A 19,706-nucleotide genomic window follows, 5' to 3' on the forward strand; every position below is an offset into this window, starting at 1 on the left:
GTAGAGAATGAGTAACGAAGAAGTACAGTATGGCGCCGATCAAATCCAAATTCTTGAAGGACTTGAAGCGGTAAGAAAAAGACCCGGTATGTACATTGGTACTACAGCAAGCAGGGGACTTCATCATCTGGTTTATGAGATTGTTGATAACTCAGTAGATGAAGCGCTTGCAGGTTTTTGTGATCATATTGAAGTTACCATCAATGAGGACAACACCATTATCGTCAAGGATAACGGACGTGGAATTCCTGTTGATGTAAACCACAAGTCAGGTCTTACCGGAGTAGAGGTAGTATTTACAATTCTTCACGCCGGCGGAAAATTCGGCGGTGGAGGATACAAGGTATCAGGCGGACTTCACGGTGTTGGAGCTTCAGTAGTTAATGCTCTTTCAGAGTGGCTGGAGGTTCAGGTAACAAGAGATGGTAAGGTTTATCAGCAGCGCTACGAAAGAGGTAAGGTTTGCTATGCCCTTAAGGAAGTAGGCACTGCTCCTGAAGGAGTGACAGGTACAAGAGTTTACTTCAAGCCTGATGCGCTTATTTTCAAGGAGACAACCGTCTATGACTACAACATCTTAAAGCAGAGACTGCGTGAGATGGCATTCCTTACAAAGGGACTTCGCATCACACTTACAGATATGAGAGTAGAAGAAGGCGAGGATCCTATATGCCAGACCTTCCACTACGAGGGCGGAATAAAAGAGTTTGTCCAGTACCTTAACAAGTCTAAGACATCTCTTTATCCTGACATCATGTACTTTGAAGGAAACAAGAACAACGTTGCTGTTGAAGTATCTCTCCAGCACAACGATTCCTACACAGAGAGTATTTATACCTTCGTTAACAACATCAATACTCCTGAGGGCGGTACACATCTTGAAGGTTTCAAGGCTGCACTTACCAAGACCTTCAACGATTATGCAAGAGCTAACAAGATGCTTAAGGATAACGAGGAGAACCTCTCCGGAGAAGATATCCGTGAGGGACTTACAGCTATCATAAGCGTAAAGATAGAAGATCCTCAGTTTGAGGGACAGACCAAGCAAAAGCTCGGTAACTCAGAAGCAAGAGGAGCTGTTAACAGCGTTGTAGGCGAGCAGCTCACATACTTCCTTGAGCAGAATCCAAGTATTGCCAAGCAGATCCTGGATAAGGCTATCCTTGCTCAGAGAGCAAGAGATGCAGCAAGAAAGGCAAGAGATCTCACAAGACGTAAGTCAGCTCTTGACGGACTTGGACTTCCCGGTAAGCTTGCAGACTGTTCTGACAAGGATCCTAAGAACTGTGAAATCTTCATCGTTGAGGGAGATTCCGCCGGCGGATCAGCTAAGACAGCAAGAAGTCGTGCAACACAGGCTATCCTTCCTCTTAGAGGTAAGATCCTCAACGTAGAGAAGGCAAGAGTAGACAGAATTTACGGAAATGCCGAGATCAAGGCTATGATCACTGCCTTCGGTACAGGTATCCACGATGATTTCGATATCAGTAAGCTTCGCTATGACAAGATCATCATCATGACCGATGCCGACGTAGACGGTGCTCACATCGCAACACTGATGCTGACATTCCTCTACAGATTTATGCCACAGCTCATAAAAGAAGGTCATGTTTACCTGGCTCAGCCACCTCTTTACAAACTCGAGAAGAACAAGAAGGTGTGGTATGCATACAGTGATGAGGAGCTCAACAAGATCCTCACAGATGTAGGAAGAGACCAGAACAATAAGATCCAGCGTTACAAAGGTCTTGGTGAGATGGATCCCGAACAGCTTTGGGAGACAACCATGGATCCTGAGAGAAGAGTACTTCTTAGAGTCAACATCGACGAGGAATCCGAGTCCGATATTGACGTTACATTCACAACTCTCATGGGTGACAAGGTTGAACCAAGAAGAGAGTTCATCGAGAAGAACGCTAAATTCGTTAAAAACTTAGATATCTAAAAGAAGGACGATTAAATGGCCGAGAATAATAACAATAACAACAACGAAATGCCGGAGGATGTTTTTGATAAAACAACCACCGACAGAATAAAAGAGGTCGATCTCCAAAAGACCATGGAAGCGGACTACATCGATTATGCCATGAGCGTAATCGCATCCCGTGCCCTTCCTGATGTAAGAGACGGTCTTAAGCCGGTTCAGAGAAGAATACTCTACTCCATGATAGAGCTCAACAACGGTCCCGATAAGCCACATCGTAAGTGTGCGCGTATCGTCGGTGACACAATGGGTAAATATCACCCACACGGTGACAGTTCAATCTACGGAGCATTGGTTAACATGGCTCAGCCCTGGTCCATGAGATACTGCCTTGTTGACGGACACGGAAACTTCGGTTCTGTGGATGGCGACGGCGCAGCTGCCATGCGATACACAGAGGCTCGTCTTACCAAGATTTCCATGGAGATGACAGCAGATATCGGAAAAGACACTGTTGATTTCACTCCAAACTTTGATGAGACAGAAAAAGAGCCTGTAGTTCTTCCCAGCCGTTATCCTAACCTTCTGGTAAACGGAACAACAGGTATTGCCGTAGGTATGGCAACCAATATTCCTCCTCACAACTTAAGGGAGGTTATAAATGCCGTAGTTAAGATGATCGACAACAAGGTACTTGAAGACAGAGAGACCGAAGTTGATGAGATTCTTGAGATAATAAAAGCTCCCGATTTCCCTACAGGCGGAATCATCCTCGGAACAAGAGGAGCAGAGGAAGCTTACAGAACAGGTAGAGGAAAAGTTATCGTAAGAGCGGTTACTGACATCGAGCCCATGCAGGGTGGAAAGAACAGGATCGTTGTTACAGAGCTTCCATACCTTGTAAACAAGGCTAACATGATCGCTAAGATTGCTGAGCTGGTTAAGCTAAAGAAGCTCGACGGAATCACAGCACTTAGAGATGAGTCAGACAGAGAAGGTATGCGTGTTGTAATCGAGCTCAGAAGCGATGTTAACCCTAACATCATGCTGAACAAGCTCTACAAGCATACACAGATGCAGGATTCCTTCGGAATCATCATGCTGGCTCTTGTGAACAACCAGCCTAAGGTAATGAGCATCACTGAGATGCTTACTCATTACATCAAACACCAGGAAGAGGTTGTTACAAGAAGGACCAGATACGACCTCAACAAGGCAGAAGAGCGTAACCACATCTTAGAGGGATTGCTCATCGCCCTTGATAATATCGATGAAGTTATTAAGATCATCAGAGGCAGTGAGACAGTAGCTATTGCAAAAGAGCAGTTGATGAGCCGTTTCGGTCTCTCAGAAGCTCAGGCACAGGCTATTGTTGATATGAGACTTCGTACTCTGACAGGTTTGGAGAGAGACAAGCTTGAACAGGAGCATGCTGAGCTCTTAAAGAGAATTGAGGAGTTGAAGGCTATCCTTGCAGACAAGAAGGTACTTCTTGGAGTAATAAAGACTGAAATCCTTGAAATCTCCGATAAGTACGGCGATGACAGAAAGTCTCAGATCGGTCATGACGATTCTGATATCGACATGGAAGATCTTATTCCTAACGTAAATACAGTTATTGCAATGACAGATCTCGGTTACATTAAGAGAATGTCCATTGATAACTTCAAGTCACAGAACCGTGGCGGTAAAGGAATTAAGGGAATCACCACAATTGACAATGACTTTGTGGAAGATATCCTTATGACCACAACCCACAACTACGTAATGTTCTTTACAAATACAGGAAGGGTATACAGGCTCAAAGCATACCAGATTCCCGAGGCATCAAGAACATCCCGTGGAATGGCTATAGTTAACCTTCTCCAGCTTGCACCCGGAGAGAAGATTTCAGCTATGATCCCTGTTACAGGCTTTGAGGATGAAGATAAGTCCCTGTTTATGGTAACCAAGAAGGGTACTGTTAAGAAGACTCCTATCACTGAGTTCTCAAATGTTAGAAAGACAGGACTTGCAGCCATCAACCTTCGTGATGATGATGAGCTCATCGAAGTTAAGACTGTAAAGAAAAAGTCAGAGATATTCCTGGTTACCAAGAACGGTATGTGCATTCACTTTGATGAATCCGACGTTCGTTCAACCGGAAGATCTTCTATCGGTGTAAGAGGAATGATGCTCGATGACACCGATGAGATCGTAGGAATGCAGATAGATACTCAGGGAGATTCACTGCTTATCGTATCTGAGAACGGCTACGGAAAGAGAACAACACTCTCAGAATTCCACTCACAGTTCAGAGGCGGAAAGGGAGTTAAGTGCTACAAGATCACCGAGAAGACCGGTAGCGTTGTAGGCGTAAAAGCTGTTAACGATGACAATGAGATCATGATGATCACAAATGCCGGAATCATTATTCAGCTTAGAATGAATGACATTTCCGTACACGGAAGAGTAACCTCAGGTGTTAAGATGATCAATCTTGATAAGGGCGTAACCGTTGCCAAGATTGCCAAGGTAAGAGAAAAGATATCTGACGGTGAAAAAGAGATCGACAATATCGACGATATTGAAGAATCCAGTGAAGAATAAATGAGGGGCTTATGAACATCGGACTGCTTATATCTGAGATTGAGGATAAAGAAGTTAAAAAGATCATTATAGGTGCAAACCAGGCGGCGAAGGACAAGGGAGTATCCCTTGTCGTCATCCCCGGTAAGTATCTTATTTCAGATGCCGGTGATATTAATGCAGGCTTTGAGTACCAGTATTCTGCTCTTTTTGACTATGCTGTTACCTCAGATTTTGATGCTCTTATCATTGATATCGAGCGAATCGGATCTAAGACAACTATCCTCAAGAAGGAGGCTTTCCTCAAAAAGTTTGAAGGCATTCCTGTGCTTACCCTTACTGAAACAGATGGCTATAAGAGTGTTAATCCTGTTAACACTGTTAAGAATCAGTTTGAGCAGCTGGGATATGAAGCAGTGAGCGATGCGGTATTTTATGCCAAGAATCAGGTACTGCCTCCGCTTGAACCTGCTCAGGATTTTACTTTTGTTAATGGTTCTGAAGCGGATGCACTAAGAGCAGTACTTGGAGTCAGTGATATTTTCCTTCACAAGAAATATGCAGATGACAAATTGTCGGAAGCATTTTCACAGATGGCTGCGAATGCCGGAATTTCCACCTGCGGAATTCTTCTCTATGAGAAAAATGCCAGAAATACCATAAAGTATCCATGGACAAGACCTGAAGAGATCAGCGTAAACAGCGCTATTATCGATGGCAATGATATTTCCTTTAAGGATAAGGGAATGACTCTTTCGACCGATAAGGTAATATCTACTTTTGCCAAGAACCCCGGAAGGTCCTATATTCTCGGAGATATTTATGCCGGAGAATATCAGCTTGGAATCATGATCTCTGAGCTTACAGAAGGCGTACTTATCGATTATTGCTTTGATAATATAATGGCTCTTGTTACCGGAGCATGCAGACTTTCATCTCTTGAAAAAGAGCTTCAGAAGACCACAGAAGAACTCTATGAAGTTCAGGAAGAGCTTGCAAGAGATGACTCAGTTCTCGATCACATCGGAGAGAATGACTATCTTACAGGAGGCCTTAACAGAAGAGGGTTCTTTGCAAGAGCTTACGACCTTTTGAAGGAGAAGTTTGTTCCGGGAAAGAGTGCACTGGTTGCCTATATCCACATGGAGTCACTTAAGAATATCAACAGCCTTTACGGTCATGAAGAGGGTGACAGAGCAGTTAAGAGAGTAGCCCAGATCCTTGAAGAAGTCTTCAGTGACGGAGTTTATGGCCGAATAAGAGGCGATGAATTCGCTGTTATCGTGGTAGCAGATGAAGAAGGCAAGGCAGAATCTTTAAGAGAAGAGATGTCTGAGCAGAATGCCAAGCTTTTATCTGAGCGAAGCAGATATTTAAATCATCTTCAGTATTCAATCTGCGAATTCAGTCATGAGGAGAACCTCTCCTTACGAGAGATGTTAAAAGAAACTGACGAAAACCTTCAGAGAATAAAAGGAAACTTATAAATTTATGAGCAAAAAGCTTGTATCATGGAATGTAAACGGCCTCAGAGCATGCGTTTCAAAGGGATGCTTTCAGGAGTTTATGGATAAGGAAAACCCTGATGTGATCTGCCTTCAGGAGACCAAGCTTCAGGAGGGACAGATTGAAGTTGATCTGCCCGGGTATGAGGAGTACTGGAACTATGCAGAGAAAAAGGGCTATTCCGGAACAGCTATCTTTACAAAAGAAAAGCCCATATCAGTCAGTTACGGACTGGGTATCGAGGAGCACGACCACGAGGGAAGAGTCATAACAGCAGAATATCCCGACTACTATCTTGTTACGGTTTATGTTCCCAATGCCAAGGAAGACTTATCAAGACTTGAGTACCGCCAGCGCTGGGAAGACGATTTCCTGAAGTTTATAAAGGGCCTTGAAGAGAAAAAGCCTGTTATCTACTGCGGCGATCTAAATGTAGCTCACAAGGAAATAGACCTTAAGAATCCAAAGCCCAACAGAGGACATGCGGGATTTACCGACGAGGAGAGGGAGAAGTTCGACAATGTGGTATCTTCCGGACTTGTAGATACCTTCAGACATTTCTATCCTGACCTTGAAGGTGCTTATTCCTGGTGGTCATACAGATTCCAGGCAAGAGCCAAGAACGCCGGATGGCGTATAGATTACTTTGTGGTATCGGAGTCTCTTTTACCGAAACTTGAGGATGCCAAGATTTATTCTGATGCCCTTGGTTCTGATCACTGTCCTGTAGGACTTATACTGAAATAAAAAAATCCTTCCCATTCTTCTTCGGATGGGAAGGTTTCTTTTTAAGGTCATAATGATTAGCTAAAGAGTTTACCGATAAAGGTATCAACCTTGTTCCAATAGTTTACAGGGTCTTTTACAACTCCTAAGATATGGCTTGCGCCAAGGATCATACAGTACTGCTTGGGACATTTAGCTGCTTCATACAGTCTTGAGCACATGTGTGGATCAACGAAAGTATCGTCATCTCCGTGGATGAACAATGTAGGTGTCGTCGATCTTGCAACAGCATCTATTGGTCTTACGTCATTGATGTCATATCCGGCTCTTAACAATATGCTGAGCCTTAAGATGATAATGGCAAGTGGCGTCGGAACAAAAGAACCTTTGAATTTCTTATAGGCTGAAGCAAACTGTTCGGGAAGTGTTGTAAATGAGCTGTCTGCAATTGCTCCCTTAACATTTTCCGGAAGAGTTTCGCCTGTAGTCATTAGTGTTGTGGCAGCGCCCATGCTCATTCCGTGAAGGATTATCTTTGCATCCGGATCTCTTTTAACGATCCAGTCTATCCACTGGAGAGTATCAAGTCTGTCATCAAGGCCGTATCCGATGTAATTTCCCTCACTTTTTCCAAAGCCTCTAAGGTCGATCATCAGGCAGTTATAGCCCTTTTCAAGATAGTGTTCTGCGTAGATGCCGTTACATTCGTGATTATCCCAGATACCGTGGATAAGTAAACAATAATTGTGGGTATCTTCCGCAGCCGGAATGAAGCTGGCGTGAAGACGGAGATTATCGAGACTTTCAATAAATTCGTCTCTCCTGCGCGGATGATTTCTCACAAAGGACCTTCCCTTAGTGATAGCCGGGTCAAGATCCTCACTGTCATCTGTGTGCTGACGGGGAACGGTTGACGTCTTATATGCATAATCGGAGAAGGCAAAGGCTCCTCCAAGCAAAGCCGTAAGGGCTGAAAGCTTAAGCAGTGTATTTTTCTTACTCATGTAAAATCTCCATTTTTCCTAAAAAAGATATATCTATATTAACATTTTTTTCAGAAAGATGGCGAAGTGTGTTATACTCTTTTCGAGTTTACACGTGGAGAAAACGAATGGGTTTTAATTCCTTTACATTTATACTGGCCTTTTTGCCGATATTGCTAATAGGCTGGCATCTTTTAAACAGGGCAGAGCTTTTCAGGATAGCTGATGTATTTCTGATTGGCCTGTCTTTATACTTCTACTATTCCTTCGGGGTATCATTTCTTGTGATACTCCTTGTCAGTATTGCCGTAAACTTCTGTTTAAGCGCTGTCATGGAGAAGGCACCTTCTTCCAAAAAGCTTCTGAAAGTCATCGGCGTGTTATTTAATCTTTCCCTGCTTTTTTACTTCAAATATCTGGGATTTTTTGTGGATAACTTAAATGCTCTTGTGGGTTCACATCTTTCTGCAAGAGAGATACTAATGCCAATAGGAATCAGCTTTTTTACCTTCGGACAGATATCGTTTATCGTGGATAGAGCAAACGGCGAAGCTCCGCACTATTCCTTCATCGATTATGCGCTCTATACCGTGTATTTCCCTAAGCTCATTCAGGGACCAATTGCGTTCCACAAGGAGATGATAGATCAGTTCAGGGAAAAGAGCCTTAGGCGCTTTGATACTGGCACCTTCGCCAAAGGACTAATGTCTTTTATCATAGGTCTTGGAAAAAAGGTCATCCTGGCAGATACTCTTGCTAAATCCGTGGACTATGGCTTCCACTACACATATTACATGGATACGCTTACCGTGATTGCTGTAATGCTCGCCTATGCTTTCCAGATATATCTGGATTTCTCGGGCTACTGCGATATGGCAAACGGCGTCAGCATGATGCTTGGCTTTAAGCTGCCTGTAAACTTTAACTCACCCTACAAGGCATCAAGTGCAAAAGAGCTGTGGCAGAGATGGCACATGACTCTGTCCAGATTCTTTATCAAGTATGTCTATATTCCTCTCGGAGGAAGCAGAAAGGGCAAGCTCAGAACCGTAATCAATGTTCTTATAGTCTTTGTGTTGAGCGGACTCTGGCACGGCGCCGGATGGACCTATATCTGCTGGGGCCTTATGCAGGGGCTTTTGGTAGTGTGGGACGATCTTGGAATTGTAGGTGTTAAGCCTCCAAAGAGTGAGGAAAATAGCGCTAAGCCAAGAAGATATCTCCTTAGGGAAAAGCCTTTATTCATGGTGCCAAGGGCAGTGGGAAATGCTCTGACATTCTTTATGTTTGTGGTATCTCTTGTCTTCTTCAGGTCACAGGATATGACTTATGCAATTCAGATGTTCAAGCAGTTCTTTGTCTGGACTTACCCGGGATTCCTCTACAGGACAGCATCTCAGCTGGTCATTGCTGAGAACTATATCCCGAGACAGCTCTTTTCCCAGCTTGGTATAGCAGGGGGAGAGACGATAGTATATATGGCGACACTTATCATATTACTGATAGTCAGCGCCTTTATCATGACAAGGAAGAACACGCAGGAACTTGTTGAGGAGACGTATTTTAGCTTTAAGACCGTACTTGGGCTGACAATTGTTTTCGTATGGTCCTTCATATCTCTTTCCAATGTCAGCACATTTATTTACTTCCAGTACTAATTGAAACGGTAACAATACATGTCAGATAAACAAAACTCAAAAAACTTCATAAAGAGGCTGGCTATAGCAGTTCTGGTACTTCTTGTTTTTATCGGAGCAGTGGTCTATGCCTTTGACCCCTTCTACCACTACCATAAGCCATGGTTTGGGATGAAGGCGGTTTTAAATGACAAGGAATATCAGTGTGTCGGAACTCTTAGGAACTTTGATTACGACGCTCTTCTTGTTGGGTCTTCAGTTATGGAGAACAACGATAACTCCTGGTATAACGATGCTTATGGTGTCAATGCCATAAAGGCCATAAGGTCTTACGGAGCCACAGCGGATCTGTGCTATCTTCTGGATGTGGCCTACGAAGAGCACGATCTTAAATATGTCTTTTACAATATTGATCCATCCTCGCTCTACGGAGAAGCTGAGACTACCTACGAATCCACAGGCTGTCCAATGTATCTCTATGACCGCAATCCGTTTAATGATATTCAGTACCTCTACAACAAGGATGTGCTATTTGAGAAGATTCCCTATGCAGTGGCCAATTCCTTCATGGGAGATTATGATGAAAATCTCTCCTACAACTGGGCCAAGTGGAAGAGCTTTGGGCCGGACATGGCTCTGGGCCTGTACTTCAGGCCTACCGAGGTAAAAGAGATGCTGCCTGAGGATGCGTATCTGGATAAGGTAAATGCAAACATTGAACTTTTGACAGAGCAGGTTAAGTCCCATCCTGATACGGAATTCATTTTCTTTTATCCGCCCTATTCAATGCTCTGGTGGGATATGAGCTTTCGGGAGGGTGAGAAGGATGCAATTATCCGATGCGAAAAAGAGATGACGAAGGCTCTTTTGTCCTATGACAACGTCAGGATTTTCTGCTTCCAGGGCGAGAGGGAAGTTGCAACAAACCTTGATAATTACATGGATACCATTCATTTCTCTCCGGAGATCAACAGGCTGATGCTTGATCACATCATTGCCGGGGAGTATGAGATGACTCTGGATAACTACGAAGAAATGCTGGATGAAGTGAGTGCCTTTGCTGATGATGTGGTGAATGATTATATCCTTCCATACGAGAAGGATGGCCTTCTTAAGTACGCATCAGAGGAAGAATGACTTTTTACATGTTCTAAAAAATGATATACTTATACAGCAAGTAAGCTTGGAAGAAGGATAAGAAATTGAGTGAGAGAGCAACTAAGAAAATTGTACTTACAGGTGGCGGAAGCGCAGGACATGTAACACCTAACATCGCCCTGATACCGGCCCTGAAGAAGGCAGGATTTGAAATATATTATATCGGTTCCTACGAAGGCATCGAGAAGAAGCTTATTGAGGACTACAACATTCCGTATTTTGGGATCTCAACAGGTAAGCTCAGAAGATACTTTGATCCCAAGAACTTCTCAGATCCCTTCAGAGTTTTAAAGGGAATGTCCGAAGCAAGAACTCTTCTTAAGAAGATCCAGCCTGACATTGTCTTTTCAAAGGGCGGATATGTCAGCGTGCCCGTAGTAAGGGCTGCAGGCCTTCTTAAGATTCCATATATTGTCCACGAGTCAGACATGACTCCCGGACTTGCTAACAGACTCAGTATGTCGGGAGCAAGCAAGATCTGCTGTAATTTCCCTGAGACAATGAGACTTCTTCCCGCTGATAAGGCGGTTCTTACAGGAACACCTATAAGAGAAGAGCTCGGCATGGGATCAAAGCAGGCAGGAAAAGAGCTGTGTGGCTTTACAGATGACAAGCCGGTTCTGATGGTTATCGGAGGATCTCTCGGTGCACAGTCTGTCAACGAGACAGTAAGATATGCACTTCCAAGGCTCCTTCCCAATTTCAACGTAGTGCATCTTTGCGGAAAAGAGAAGATGGACAACCTCAAGCTCACAGTACCGGGATACAAACAGTTTGAGTACGTTAAGAATGAGCTTAAAGATATCTTTGCAATGGCTGATATCGTTGTTTCAAGAGCAGGTGCTAACTCAATCTGCGAACTGCTGGCTCTGAAGAAGCCCAACATCCTGATTCCACTTTCAACCAAATCCAGCAGAGGCGATCAGATGCTCAACGCAAGGAGCTTTGAGCAGCAGGGATTCTCTATGGTCATCGACAATGATGATCTTGATGAGGACATTCTTGTTGAGACAATAGAAGAGCTCTACAACGACAGAGAGAAATATGTTGAGGCCATGAGCAAGAGTAATCTTCACAGCGCCACCAACACAATTGTTAAGATAATAAACGAAGAAATTCAGTAATAGAGGTAATATCATGATATACAAGACAAGAGGAACCTGCTCAACCCAGATAGATATTGAGGTTGACGGAGATATAATTAAGTCGGTCAAGTTTACAGGCGGTTGTAACGGAAACCTTCAGGGAGTATCGAGACTTGTTGAGGGCATGAAGGCAGAGGATGCTATTGCAAAGCTCCGCGGAATAAAGTGCGGCTTTAAGCCAACATCCTGTCCGGATCAGCTCTCCTACGCAATTGAGCAGGCAATGAATGCATGACAAAAGGTGGCTCACATGACAGAGCGCAAAGACTTAAACGGATTAACTGAAAAAGAGTTTTTGGAAAAGTACACAGATACAGTGTATGACAAGCCTTCAGTTACGACGGATATTCTCGTCCTTGGTGTGGACGAGTCTTTCGCCCATTTGAAGGCTCTTTTGATAAAAAGAGATGAACACCCATACCTTGGCTTCTATGCTCTGCCCGGAGGATTTATCAAAAAGGACGAGACAGCTTATCAGGCTGCAGCCAGAAAGCTCAGTGAAGAAGCCGGTATCAAGGATGTGTATCTTGACCAGATTTATACCTTCACAAGGCCCGGGCGTGACCCGAGAACCTGGGTTATGAGTATCGCATACCTTGCCCTTGTCGGCGATGTGTCAGAGATAAAGACCACAGGAGAGTGGTTTGATCTTGAGTTTGAGGATGATAAGATACGCCTTTATAACAATGAGTCTGGAGCGGAGATTGTTTATCCCGTCAGCGTAAAGAGATTTAAGAATGGCCGGATTGAGTACGAAAACAGAGTGGCTCTTGATAAGGGCAAAAGTGAGAAGCTTGCCTTTGATCACGTGGAGATCATTATTGAATCCATAATGAAGCTCAGGACTTTCTTTGAAAACTCGGACCTTGCCTTTAACATGGCCGGGGAAACCTTTACTCTTCCCGATCTTCAGGCTCTGTACGAGCTGGTCCTTGGCAAGAAGCTCTATAAGACCAATTTCAGAGCACTGGTAGCGCCCAAGATTGAAGCCACAGGGGAAAAGATAAAGTCTAAGACCAGTAATAAAATGTCTGCAGAGTACAGATATATTGGATAAGAATAGCGAATGAAAACCTTGAAAAAGAGATTTTTCGAGGTTTTTTTATTTTGCCTGTTGACAAAGTAGTAAATAGCTACTAATATGTAATCAAGAAATAAATAGTAGCAAATCGCTACTAATAAAACCTATAAATAAGGAGGGGCAGGATATGAAATTTAAAAAGTTTAGTCCAAATGATTATGTAATGGTGGTTAAGAACGGAAAGATAGTGAAACAGGGACTTGGTCTTTCACTTCTTTACAACGAGCTGACAACGAATATTATGGTAGCGCCTTCTACCGCCTTTGACGGAGCGTTTGCATTTGATGACCTTGTTACCAGCGATTATCAGAGGGTTTGTGTACAGGGTGTTACGACATACATGCTCACTGATTACGAGAAGGCAACACAGATGCTGGACTTCTCTTACAACAAGGGAGCTGCGGTATATGAGAAGATAGCTGTTACAATGGCACTTCTCGAAAAGAGGATCAACAACATCATCAAGGCGATAATCATCAGAGAAGTCAGCAGGAAAGATGTAAGGACTGTGATAAGATGCGCCGATGAGATGGCCAAGGTGATCGTCGATAAGCTGGAAGCTGATGAATCTATTACAAAGCTCGGCGTCAGCATCGTGGGAGTCAATATCCTGGGTATCAATCCGAACGCTGAGACAAGAAAAGCTCTTGAAGCAGCAGCCAGAGAGGAAATCCTTAAGGAGCAGGATGATGCGATATACATGAGAAGAAATGCAGCCATTGAGCAGGAGAGGATCATCAAGGAAAATGAGATCAACACCGAGATCAAGGTGGCTGAGAAGGAACGTGAGAAGCAAGAGAAAGAGCAGGATATGAAGAAATACGTCCAGCAGTGTGAACTGGATATGAAGAAGGAAGAGCAGGAGAGAGAGCAGGCAATGAAACTCAAGGCCCTTCAGGCAGAGCTTACCATGAACAATGAGAAGCAGGAAAAAGAGCAGGCTATGAGGCTCAGAGCCCTGAAGGCCAATCTTGCACTTGATACAGAGAAACAGGAAAAAGAACTGGAACTTAGAGAAAAAGCAGCAACAAAGAAAATGGAGATCGACAATGAAGAGATGCTTGGAAAAATCGAACTGGAGAAGAAAAACAAAGAGTATACAGCTCTGGAAGCCGAGAATGCTAAGATCAAGGCGGACCAGGAAGCCTATGCAGTTGAAGGCATTGTGAGAGCATACAACAACCTAAACGTAGCACTGGTTGAAGCATGTGCAATGGCTCAGATGGATCCCGGAACCCTCATGGCAAGGGCATTCATGAACATCGGAGAAAACGCTGATAAGATCGGTACCTTCAATATGACACCTGATCTTCTTCAGACAATAGCAAATGGAATCGGAGAAAACCTGGTTAAAAAACAGGCATAAGTTTTAGGAGGCGGACATGGCTGACAGAGGAATGAACAAGGTAGTTCTCATTAAGAGACGCACCAGATATGAAGAACTTAAGAGGCGCTACAACACAGTAGAGCAGGCAAGATTTTACATAGAGCATCTGGGTGCCGATTTTACTGACTACGAGAGAGAGGACAAGATTTACAATGCAGTCCTCGAGCAGGTAAGAAGCTATGTCCGCCCGGTAGCAAGACTCCAGGAGATCGACAGGGAGTATATTCCCAACATGATCTTCGGAGAGAAGGATATCGTTATCGCCGTAGGCCAGGACGGTCTTGTGGCAAATGTCATGAAGTACCTGGATGGCCAGCCCCTCATAGGAGTAAACCCCGATCCCGAAAGATGGGACGGGGTGCTGCTCCCCTTTGAAGCAGGGGATATGGAGAGAATCCTTCCCCAAGTAATAGATGAGAAATTCAGTGCAAAAGATGTTACAATGGGTAAGGTCACATCAAAGGACGGACAGGTTCTTTACGCAGTAAATGATTTCTTTGTAGGCGTAGAGAATCATACGTCTGCCAAGTATCACATAAATTACAGGAATCGTATTGAAAATCAGTCATCTTCGGGTATCATTATTTCAACAGGCTTTGGAATGACCGGCTGGCATAAATCTGTAATGGCTGAGTTTAAGGGAATGGCAATGGCCTTTGGCCTGGGAGCGATCAGGGAACCGGAATATGACTGGAGCAGCAGAAATCTTACTTTCCAGGTCAGAGAGCCTTATCCAAGCCGTTTCACACAGGCGGACATTGTTTACGGACAGATCAAAGAGAAGGAGAACCTGATACTCACTTCGGACATGAGTGAAAAGGGAGTTGTCTTTTCCGACGGAATTCTTGATGACGCCATCGAATTCAACGCCGGTATGCAGATAACAGTAGGCGTTGCAGAGCGCAGAGGAAGGCTGGTTACAGCATGAGTATGGAAAATTTGGTTAAGTCACTGGGCTTGTTGAAATCAAGAGAACAGGACTATGTAGAAATAAAAAACAGATTCTATGCAAATTATAAAGGAAATTGCATTGTTATCGGATATAGATGTGCAAAGCATAATTTCCGTGATGAGATTATTGTTTGCTCTGAAATATGCTATGCATACAGGTTTGACCCTGAAGAGGAAGCTTTTGATGTATTGGATACAGCTATAAAACAGGCTTCGATTAAGCCAAGCTTTTACCATGATTACAACGGGAATGATGAATTATTGCGTTCTCCACAGAAATATGGATATGCTGAGATACACGATATCAGGAACCTTGATAAAAGCTCTTTCGAAGAGAGTATTGAACGTGAGAAAAAGAAATTTAAAGACCTGAATAAGCGGTCTTTGGCAATGGTACTGTCGGAGTTAAAAAGTGATATCCCGCTTGACATATATGAGTATAAAAATTATGAAAAAAGAGAAAGGATCCTAAAACTTATGTCAGAATGGGAATGTCTTCTGTTGTTTGAAGATCAGGAGGTCAGAGAGTTGTATATTCAGAAGAAGAGGTTTTTGGAACTTTGCTGGTCAAATTATATGTCAATTCATCGATGAACGAGGAAACAAAAAAGGAGGGTTATCTTATGTTAGAGGTTGGAACCAAAGCACCGGAGTTTGAGCTTCCGGATCAGAATGGAGAAATGCATTCACTTAAAGATTACAGAGGTAAGAAGGTAATACTTTATTTTTATCCTAAGGATAATACCGCAGGATGCACCAAGCAGGCCTGTGGTTTTTCTGAGAGATATCCTCAGTTTACGGAAAAGGGCGCTGTTGTACTGGGAGTAAGTAAAGATACTGTAGCGTCTCATAAGAAATTTGAGGAAAAATATGGCCTTGCTTTTACGCTTCTTGCTGACCCGGAGCGTAAGGTAATTGAGGCTTATGATGTCTGGAAAGAGAAGAAAAACTATGGAAAAGTATCCATGGGCGTAGTAAGAACAACATACCTGATCGATGAAGAAGGCATCATCATAAGGGCTAATGATAAAGTTAAGGCAGCTGATGATCCGGAAAAGATGCTGGGAGAACTTTCATGAGGATAATCCTTTCCCCTGCCAAGAAAATGAATGTTGATACGGATAAGCTTGAATGTCAGGGACTTCCTGTGTTTATGGAGCAGACACAGGAAATTCTTGATTGGCTACGGGTGCAAACTCATGAAGATCTGCAGAAACTGTGGGGCTGTAATGACAAGATAGCCGAGCAGAATTTTAGGCGTATCAAGGAAATGGATCTTAGCAAAAGGCTGACGCCTGCTATACTGGCGTATGAAGGAATCGCATTTCAATACATGGCACCTGCAGTTTTTGAGGATAGCTCTTTTGACTATGTTCAGGAGCATCTGCGGATACTGTCAGGTTTTTATGGTGTACTAAGGCCTATGGACGGTGTAACACCGTACAGGCTTGAGATGCAGGCGAAAGCGGAGATTGGCGGACATAAAGATTTATATGAGCTGTGGGGTTCTCGTTTGTACGAAGAAGTGAGGGATGAGTCCGGGGTTATAGTTAACCTTGCCTCAAAGGAGTACTCAAAGTGTATTGAGAAGTACTTGTGCGCGGAAGACCATTATGTGACAGTTACATTCGGAGAAATGGCGAAAGGGAAATTCGTAACTAAGGGTACCTATGCCAAGATGGCCAGAGGCGAGATGGTTAGGTTCATGGCTGAGCGCGGAATAGAGGATCCGAAAGATATCAGGTCTTTTGACAGACTTGGATATGTATATAGAGATGATCTTTCAAGCGATACAGAGATTGTGTTTGAAAGAAAAATGAGCCACTGACTCCGTCCCTAGGGCTCAAAAAACACTTGCGTTTTGATGAATGTGTGATACAATTGCATTGTACACAATGTAAAATTAAATGGAGGTCTACGCATGAGTTTTCTTGAGGAAGTAAAGACAAGGCGCAGTGTCAGAGCATTTGACGGCAATTATCCGTCTGATGATGTTATTAATGAGTTAAAAGAGTATGCTGAGAACATCACAAATCCTTACGGAGTAAATGTAAGATTTGTTTTCCTTGATGCGAAGGAGAATAACCTTTCAAGCCCGGTGCTCAGCGGCGAGAAGTTATATGTATCAGCTGTAGTTAAGAAAGAAGAGCACATGGAGGAGGCTTACGGATACGCTTTCCAGAAGCTTCTTATGAAGGCACATCAGCTGGGACTTGGTACAGTATGGATTGGCGGAACAATGCCAAGAGATAAGTTTGAGACAGCTTCAGGCCTTAAGGACGGAGAATACATGCCATGTATGAGTCCTCTTGGAGTTACAGCGGCTAAGATGTCTGTTAAGGAAGTCCTTATGAGAAAGGGCGTCAAGGCTGATACCAGAAAGTCTTTCGAAGAGCTCTTTTACAACGGAAGCTTTGCAACACCTATAACAGAGGGTGCTTCTATGGGAATGGGACTTCATGACGCTCTTGAAGTAGTTCGTCTTGCACCTTCAGCTGTAAACAAGCAGCCCTGGAGAATTGTGATAGAGGATAATAAGGCACACTTCTTCGAGGCTCATGACAAGGGATACATTACTCCTGACTATGACCTTCAGAAAATAGATATAGGAATTGCCCTTTATAACTTTGAGACTCAGCTTCTTTCAGAGGGAAGAAAGCCCGTGCTTTCATGCGATAAGCCGGATGTTACTGCTCCTGAGGGAATGGACTTTGTAGCAACCTATAGCTTCTGATTCATGAGGATCTTGTAATGGTTTTATTTAATATTTTTGTGATTTTGACAGGACTGCTTTATATAGCAGTCCTTGAACTTTCTAAGAACATGATCATCGGTTGGGTAGTGGGAATTCTCGCAACCATAGCCATGCTTTGCTACCGGATTGTCTTTTACAAAAAGATCGGAAGTAAAAAGAACTCGCTTCTTGCCTTTCTGATATTTGTAATAGTCCTTTTGCTTAATCTGTTTCTGACTAAGCCCCCTGTTAAAAGAGTTCCTGCTGTAGATAACAGAAATCCCGATGTTACGGAAGTCGTTGAGATAGAGCAGGGACAGCTCACAGGTGTCTATAACAAGGACCACTCAGCAAGAGTTTATGCCGGAATCCCTTATGCCAAGCCCCCTGTAGGAGAGCTCAGATTTAAAGAGCCCCAGAAGGCTGACGGCTGGGATGGTGTAAGAGCATTCGACCACTTCGGACCAAGAGCTATGCAGACTCAAGGCTCGGTCTTTTACGATTCTCTTTCACACATCCTTGGCTGGCATGATTACCAGGTGAAGTTCGGGGATGAGTACACAGAGGAAGTTAGTGAAGACTGCCTTTACTTAAATGTCTTTACACCGGGAGACGACAGAGCTGAACTCCTTCCTGTCATCTTCTATGTCCACGGAGGATCCCTTACCACAGGTCATTCCTCGTATTCCGAATACAGGGGCGAGAACCTGGCAGCCAAGGGAGTTGTATTTGTTGACTTTGCTTACAGACTTGGCGTGTTCGGTTATTATGCAGCCGATGACTTAAAGGCAGAGTCCCCCAATGGAACTACCGGTAACTACGGACTTCTTGATCAGATAGCAGCTCTTCAGTGGGTTTATGACAATATCGAAGCTTTCGGCGGTGATAAGACGAAGATCACCATCGCCGGAGAATCAGCCGGTGCATCTTCAGTAAACGCACTGTGCGTATCGCCACTTACCGAAGGGCTCTTCAGGTATGCGATAGCCGAGTCCAGTGGTATTGTGGCAAAAGAGCCTTTCCACACCTTCAGATATTACGAGGATGCTGTTGCAACAGGCGACGAGGTCAGAGAAGAGTTTGGTGTATCATCATCAGCTGAACTGAGAAACATCCCAGCTTCCGAGCTGGTTAAAACCCATACTCAGAATTCATCAATGACTGTTGATGGATATGCAATAACAGAACAGCCCTACCTCACCTATGAGAGAGGCGCGAACCACGAGCAGGCTCTGCTTAACGGTTTTAATGCAAAAGAGGCTGATGCCTTCCTGCTGGGAACTGAGGCAACCAGAGAGAACTATGAGGACCTAATTGAAGAAGATATGCCGGACTACGGCGATGAAATGGCGGAGGTTGTACCCTGGGATCTTCCTCCAAGGGACCAGTCATTTATTGTTGATGCGAAGGGCGAAGCCAAGGGTGCTCTGAATACGGCGTACAGCGCCATGTGGTTTAGCTATTCCCACTATGTGTGGAACAATTACATGGTCTCTCAGAACAGACCGGCTTATGAATATTACTTCACCAAGACTAACAATATCCTCTCTAATTACCACGCCGGTGAGCTTCCCTATGCCTATGGCAATCTCTGGAGACATCCGGGACTCTACAAGGATGAAGACTATAAGCTGTCCGAGATCATGCAGAGCTACTGGGTGAACTTTGCTTACAACGGCGATCCCAACGGATATCTCTTAGGCCCTGATGGTTCTTCATCAGGCGAGATCCTTCCGGTTTGGGAGAAGAGAGAAACCGGCCAGGATCAGCTCCTTGAGCTTGGCGCACAGATAAAGATGACAGATGATCCAAACCTTGCAATCTATAAAGTCATCGATGAGTTTATGGAAACAAGAGAATCCAATTAAAATTATTTAGAAGGAATCAATGAATGCTGCCCTGGGGC

At 43.9% G+C, this 19,706-nt stretch carries 17 protein-coding genes; 16 read left to right on the forward strand and 1 reads right to left on the reverse strand.

Annotated elements, in window-relative coordinates; translation table 11 throughout:
* The first annotated feature begins 7 nt into the window (after nucleotides 1–7).
* The 4 genes from gyrB to G633_RS0104410 are packed head-to-tail and all read left to right on the forward strand — an operon-like array spanning nucleotide 8 to nucleotide 6,745.
* The gene (gyrB, locus tag G633_RS0104395; RefSeq protein ID WP_022769294.1) at nucleotides 8–1,945 is read left to right on the forward strand and encodes a DNA topoisomerase (ATP-hydrolyzing) subunit B; all 1,938 of its coding nucleotides are present in this window, start codon (nucleotides 8–10) and stop codon (nucleotides 1,943–1,945) included.
* Between the two features lie 48 nt (nucleotides 1,946–1,993).
* The gene (gene gyrA, locus G633_RS0104400; protein WP_026519184.1) at nucleotides 1,994–4,513 is read left to right on the forward strand and encodes a DNA gyrase subunit A; all 2,520 of its coding nucleotides are present in this window, start codon (nucleotides 1,994–1,996) and stop codon (nucleotides 4,511–4,513) included.
* Between the two features lie 11 nt (nucleotides 4,514–4,524).
* The gene (locus G633_RS0104405) at nucleotides 4,525–5,979 is read left to right on the forward strand and encodes a GGDEF domain-containing protein (protein ID WP_026519185.1); all 1,455 of its coding nucleotides are present in this window, start codon (nucleotides 4,525–4,527) and stop codon (nucleotides 5,977–5,979) included.
* Between the two features lie 4 nt (nucleotides 5,980–5,983).
* Entirely contained in the window at nucleotides 5,984–6,745 is a 762-nt protein-coding gene (locus G633_RS0104410; RefSeq protein WP_022769298.1) for an exodeoxyribonuclease III, read from the forward strand.
* Nucleotides 6,746–6,801: 56 nt separating this feature from the next.
* On the opposite strand, the gene G633_RS17365 is transcribed toward G633_RS0104410, so the two are convergent.
* Entirely contained in the window at nucleotides 6,802–7,728 is a 927-nt protein-coding gene (locus G633_RS17365) for an alpha/beta hydrolase (RefSeq protein WP_051199935.1), read from the reverse strand.
* Between the two features lie 107 nt (nucleotides 7,729–7,835).
* Here G633_RS17365 and G633_RS0104420 point away from each other — a divergent pair, with 107 nt between their 5' ends.
* The 12 genes from G633_RS0104420 to G633_RS0104475 all read left to right on the forward strand — a co-directional run bounded on the left by G633_RS0104420 (nucleotide 7,836) and on the right by G633_RS0104475 (nucleotide 19,668).
* Nucleotides 7,836–9,365, forward strand: a complete 1,530-nt coding sequence (locus G633_RS0104420) for an MBOAT family O-acyltransferase (protein ID WP_022769301.1) — start codon at nucleotides 7,836–7,838, stop codon at nucleotides 9,363–9,365.
* A gap of 18 nt (nucleotides 9,366–9,383) precedes the next feature.
* Nucleotides 9,384–10,481 carry a hypothetical protein gene (locus G633_RS0104425; RefSeq protein ID WP_026519186.1) on the forward strand — a complete coding sequence of 366 codons (1,098 nt, stop codon included), beginning with the start codon at nucleotides 9,384–9,386 and terminating at the stop codon, nucleotides 10,479–10,481.
* Between the two features lie 65 nt (nucleotides 10,482–10,546).
* Nucleotides 10,547–11,626, forward strand: a complete 1,080-nt coding sequence (locus tag G633_RS0104430; RefSeq protein WP_022769304.1) for an undecaprenyldiphospho-muramoylpentapeptide beta-N-acetylglucosaminyltransferase — start codon at nucleotides 10,547–10,549, stop codon at nucleotides 11,624–11,626.
* 13 nt (nucleotides 11,627–11,639) lie between these two features.
* Nucleotides 11,640–11,882, forward strand: a complete 243-nt coding sequence (locus G633_RS0104435; RefSeq protein ID WP_022769305.1) for a TIGR03905 family TSCPD domain-containing protein — start codon at nucleotides 11,640–11,642, stop codon at nucleotides 11,880–11,882.
* A gap of 15 nt (nucleotides 11,883–11,897) precedes the next feature.
* Nucleotides 11,898–12,704 carry an NUDIX domain-containing protein gene (locus G633_RS17370; protein ID WP_035770675.1) on the forward strand — a complete coding sequence of 269 codons (807 nt, stop codon included), beginning with the start codon at nucleotides 11,898–11,900 and terminating at the stop codon, nucleotides 12,702–12,704.
* Nucleotides 12,705–12,855: 151 nt separating this feature from the next.
* Nucleotides 12,856–14,094, forward strand: coding sequence for an SPFH domain-containing protein (locus G633_RS0104445; RefSeq protein WP_022769308.1), 1,239 nt, complete (start codon nucleotides 12,856–12,858; stop codon nucleotides 14,092–14,094).
* A gap of 16 nt (nucleotides 14,095–14,110) precedes the next feature.
* A complete protein-coding gene (locus tag G633_RS0104450; protein ID WP_026519187.1) occupies nucleotides 14,111–15,043 on the forward strand; it encodes a sugar kinase in 933 nt (310 codons plus the stop codon).
* Nucleotides 15,044–15,045: 2 nt separating this feature from the next.
* Complete coding sequence (locus G633_RS0104455; RefSeq protein WP_155834909.1) at nucleotides 15,046–15,660, forward strand: hypothetical protein; 615 nt, start codon at nucleotides 15,046–15,048, stop codon at nucleotides 15,658–15,660.
* 29 nt (nucleotides 15,661–15,689) lie between these two features.
* A complete protein-coding gene (gene bcp / locus G633_RS0104460) occupies nucleotides 15,690–16,145 on the forward strand; it encodes a thioredoxin-dependent thiol peroxidase (protein WP_022769311.1) in 456 nt (151 codons plus the stop codon).
* Complete coding sequence (gene yaaA / locus G633_RS0104465; RefSeq protein ID WP_026519189.1) at nucleotides 16,142–16,894, forward strand: peroxide stress protein YaaA; 753 nt, start codon at nucleotides 16,142–16,144, stop codon at nucleotides 16,892–16,894. The genes bcp and yaaA overlap by 4 nt, the downstream gene beginning before the upstream one ends.
* 93 nt (nucleotides 16,895–16,987) lie before the next feature.
* A complete protein-coding gene (locus tag G633_RS17375; protein ID WP_035770677.1) occupies nucleotides 16,988–17,800 on the forward strand; it encodes a nitroreductase family protein in 813 nt (270 codons plus the stop codon).
* 17 nt (nucleotides 17,801–17,817) lie between these two features.
* Nucleotides 17,818–19,668 (forward strand): carboxylesterase/lipase family protein, encoded by a 1,851-nt coding sequence (locus tag G633_RS0104475; RefSeq protein WP_026519190.1) that lies wholly within the window; start codon nucleotides 17,818–17,820, stop codon nucleotides 19,666–19,668.
* Nucleotides 19,669–19,706 lie beyond the last annotated feature (38 nt).

This window comes from Butyrivibrio sp. FCS006 (assembly GCF_000424525.1).
Taxonomy (GTDB): domain Bacteria; phylum Bacillota; class Clostridia; order Lachnospirales; family Lachnospiraceae; genus Butyrivibrio.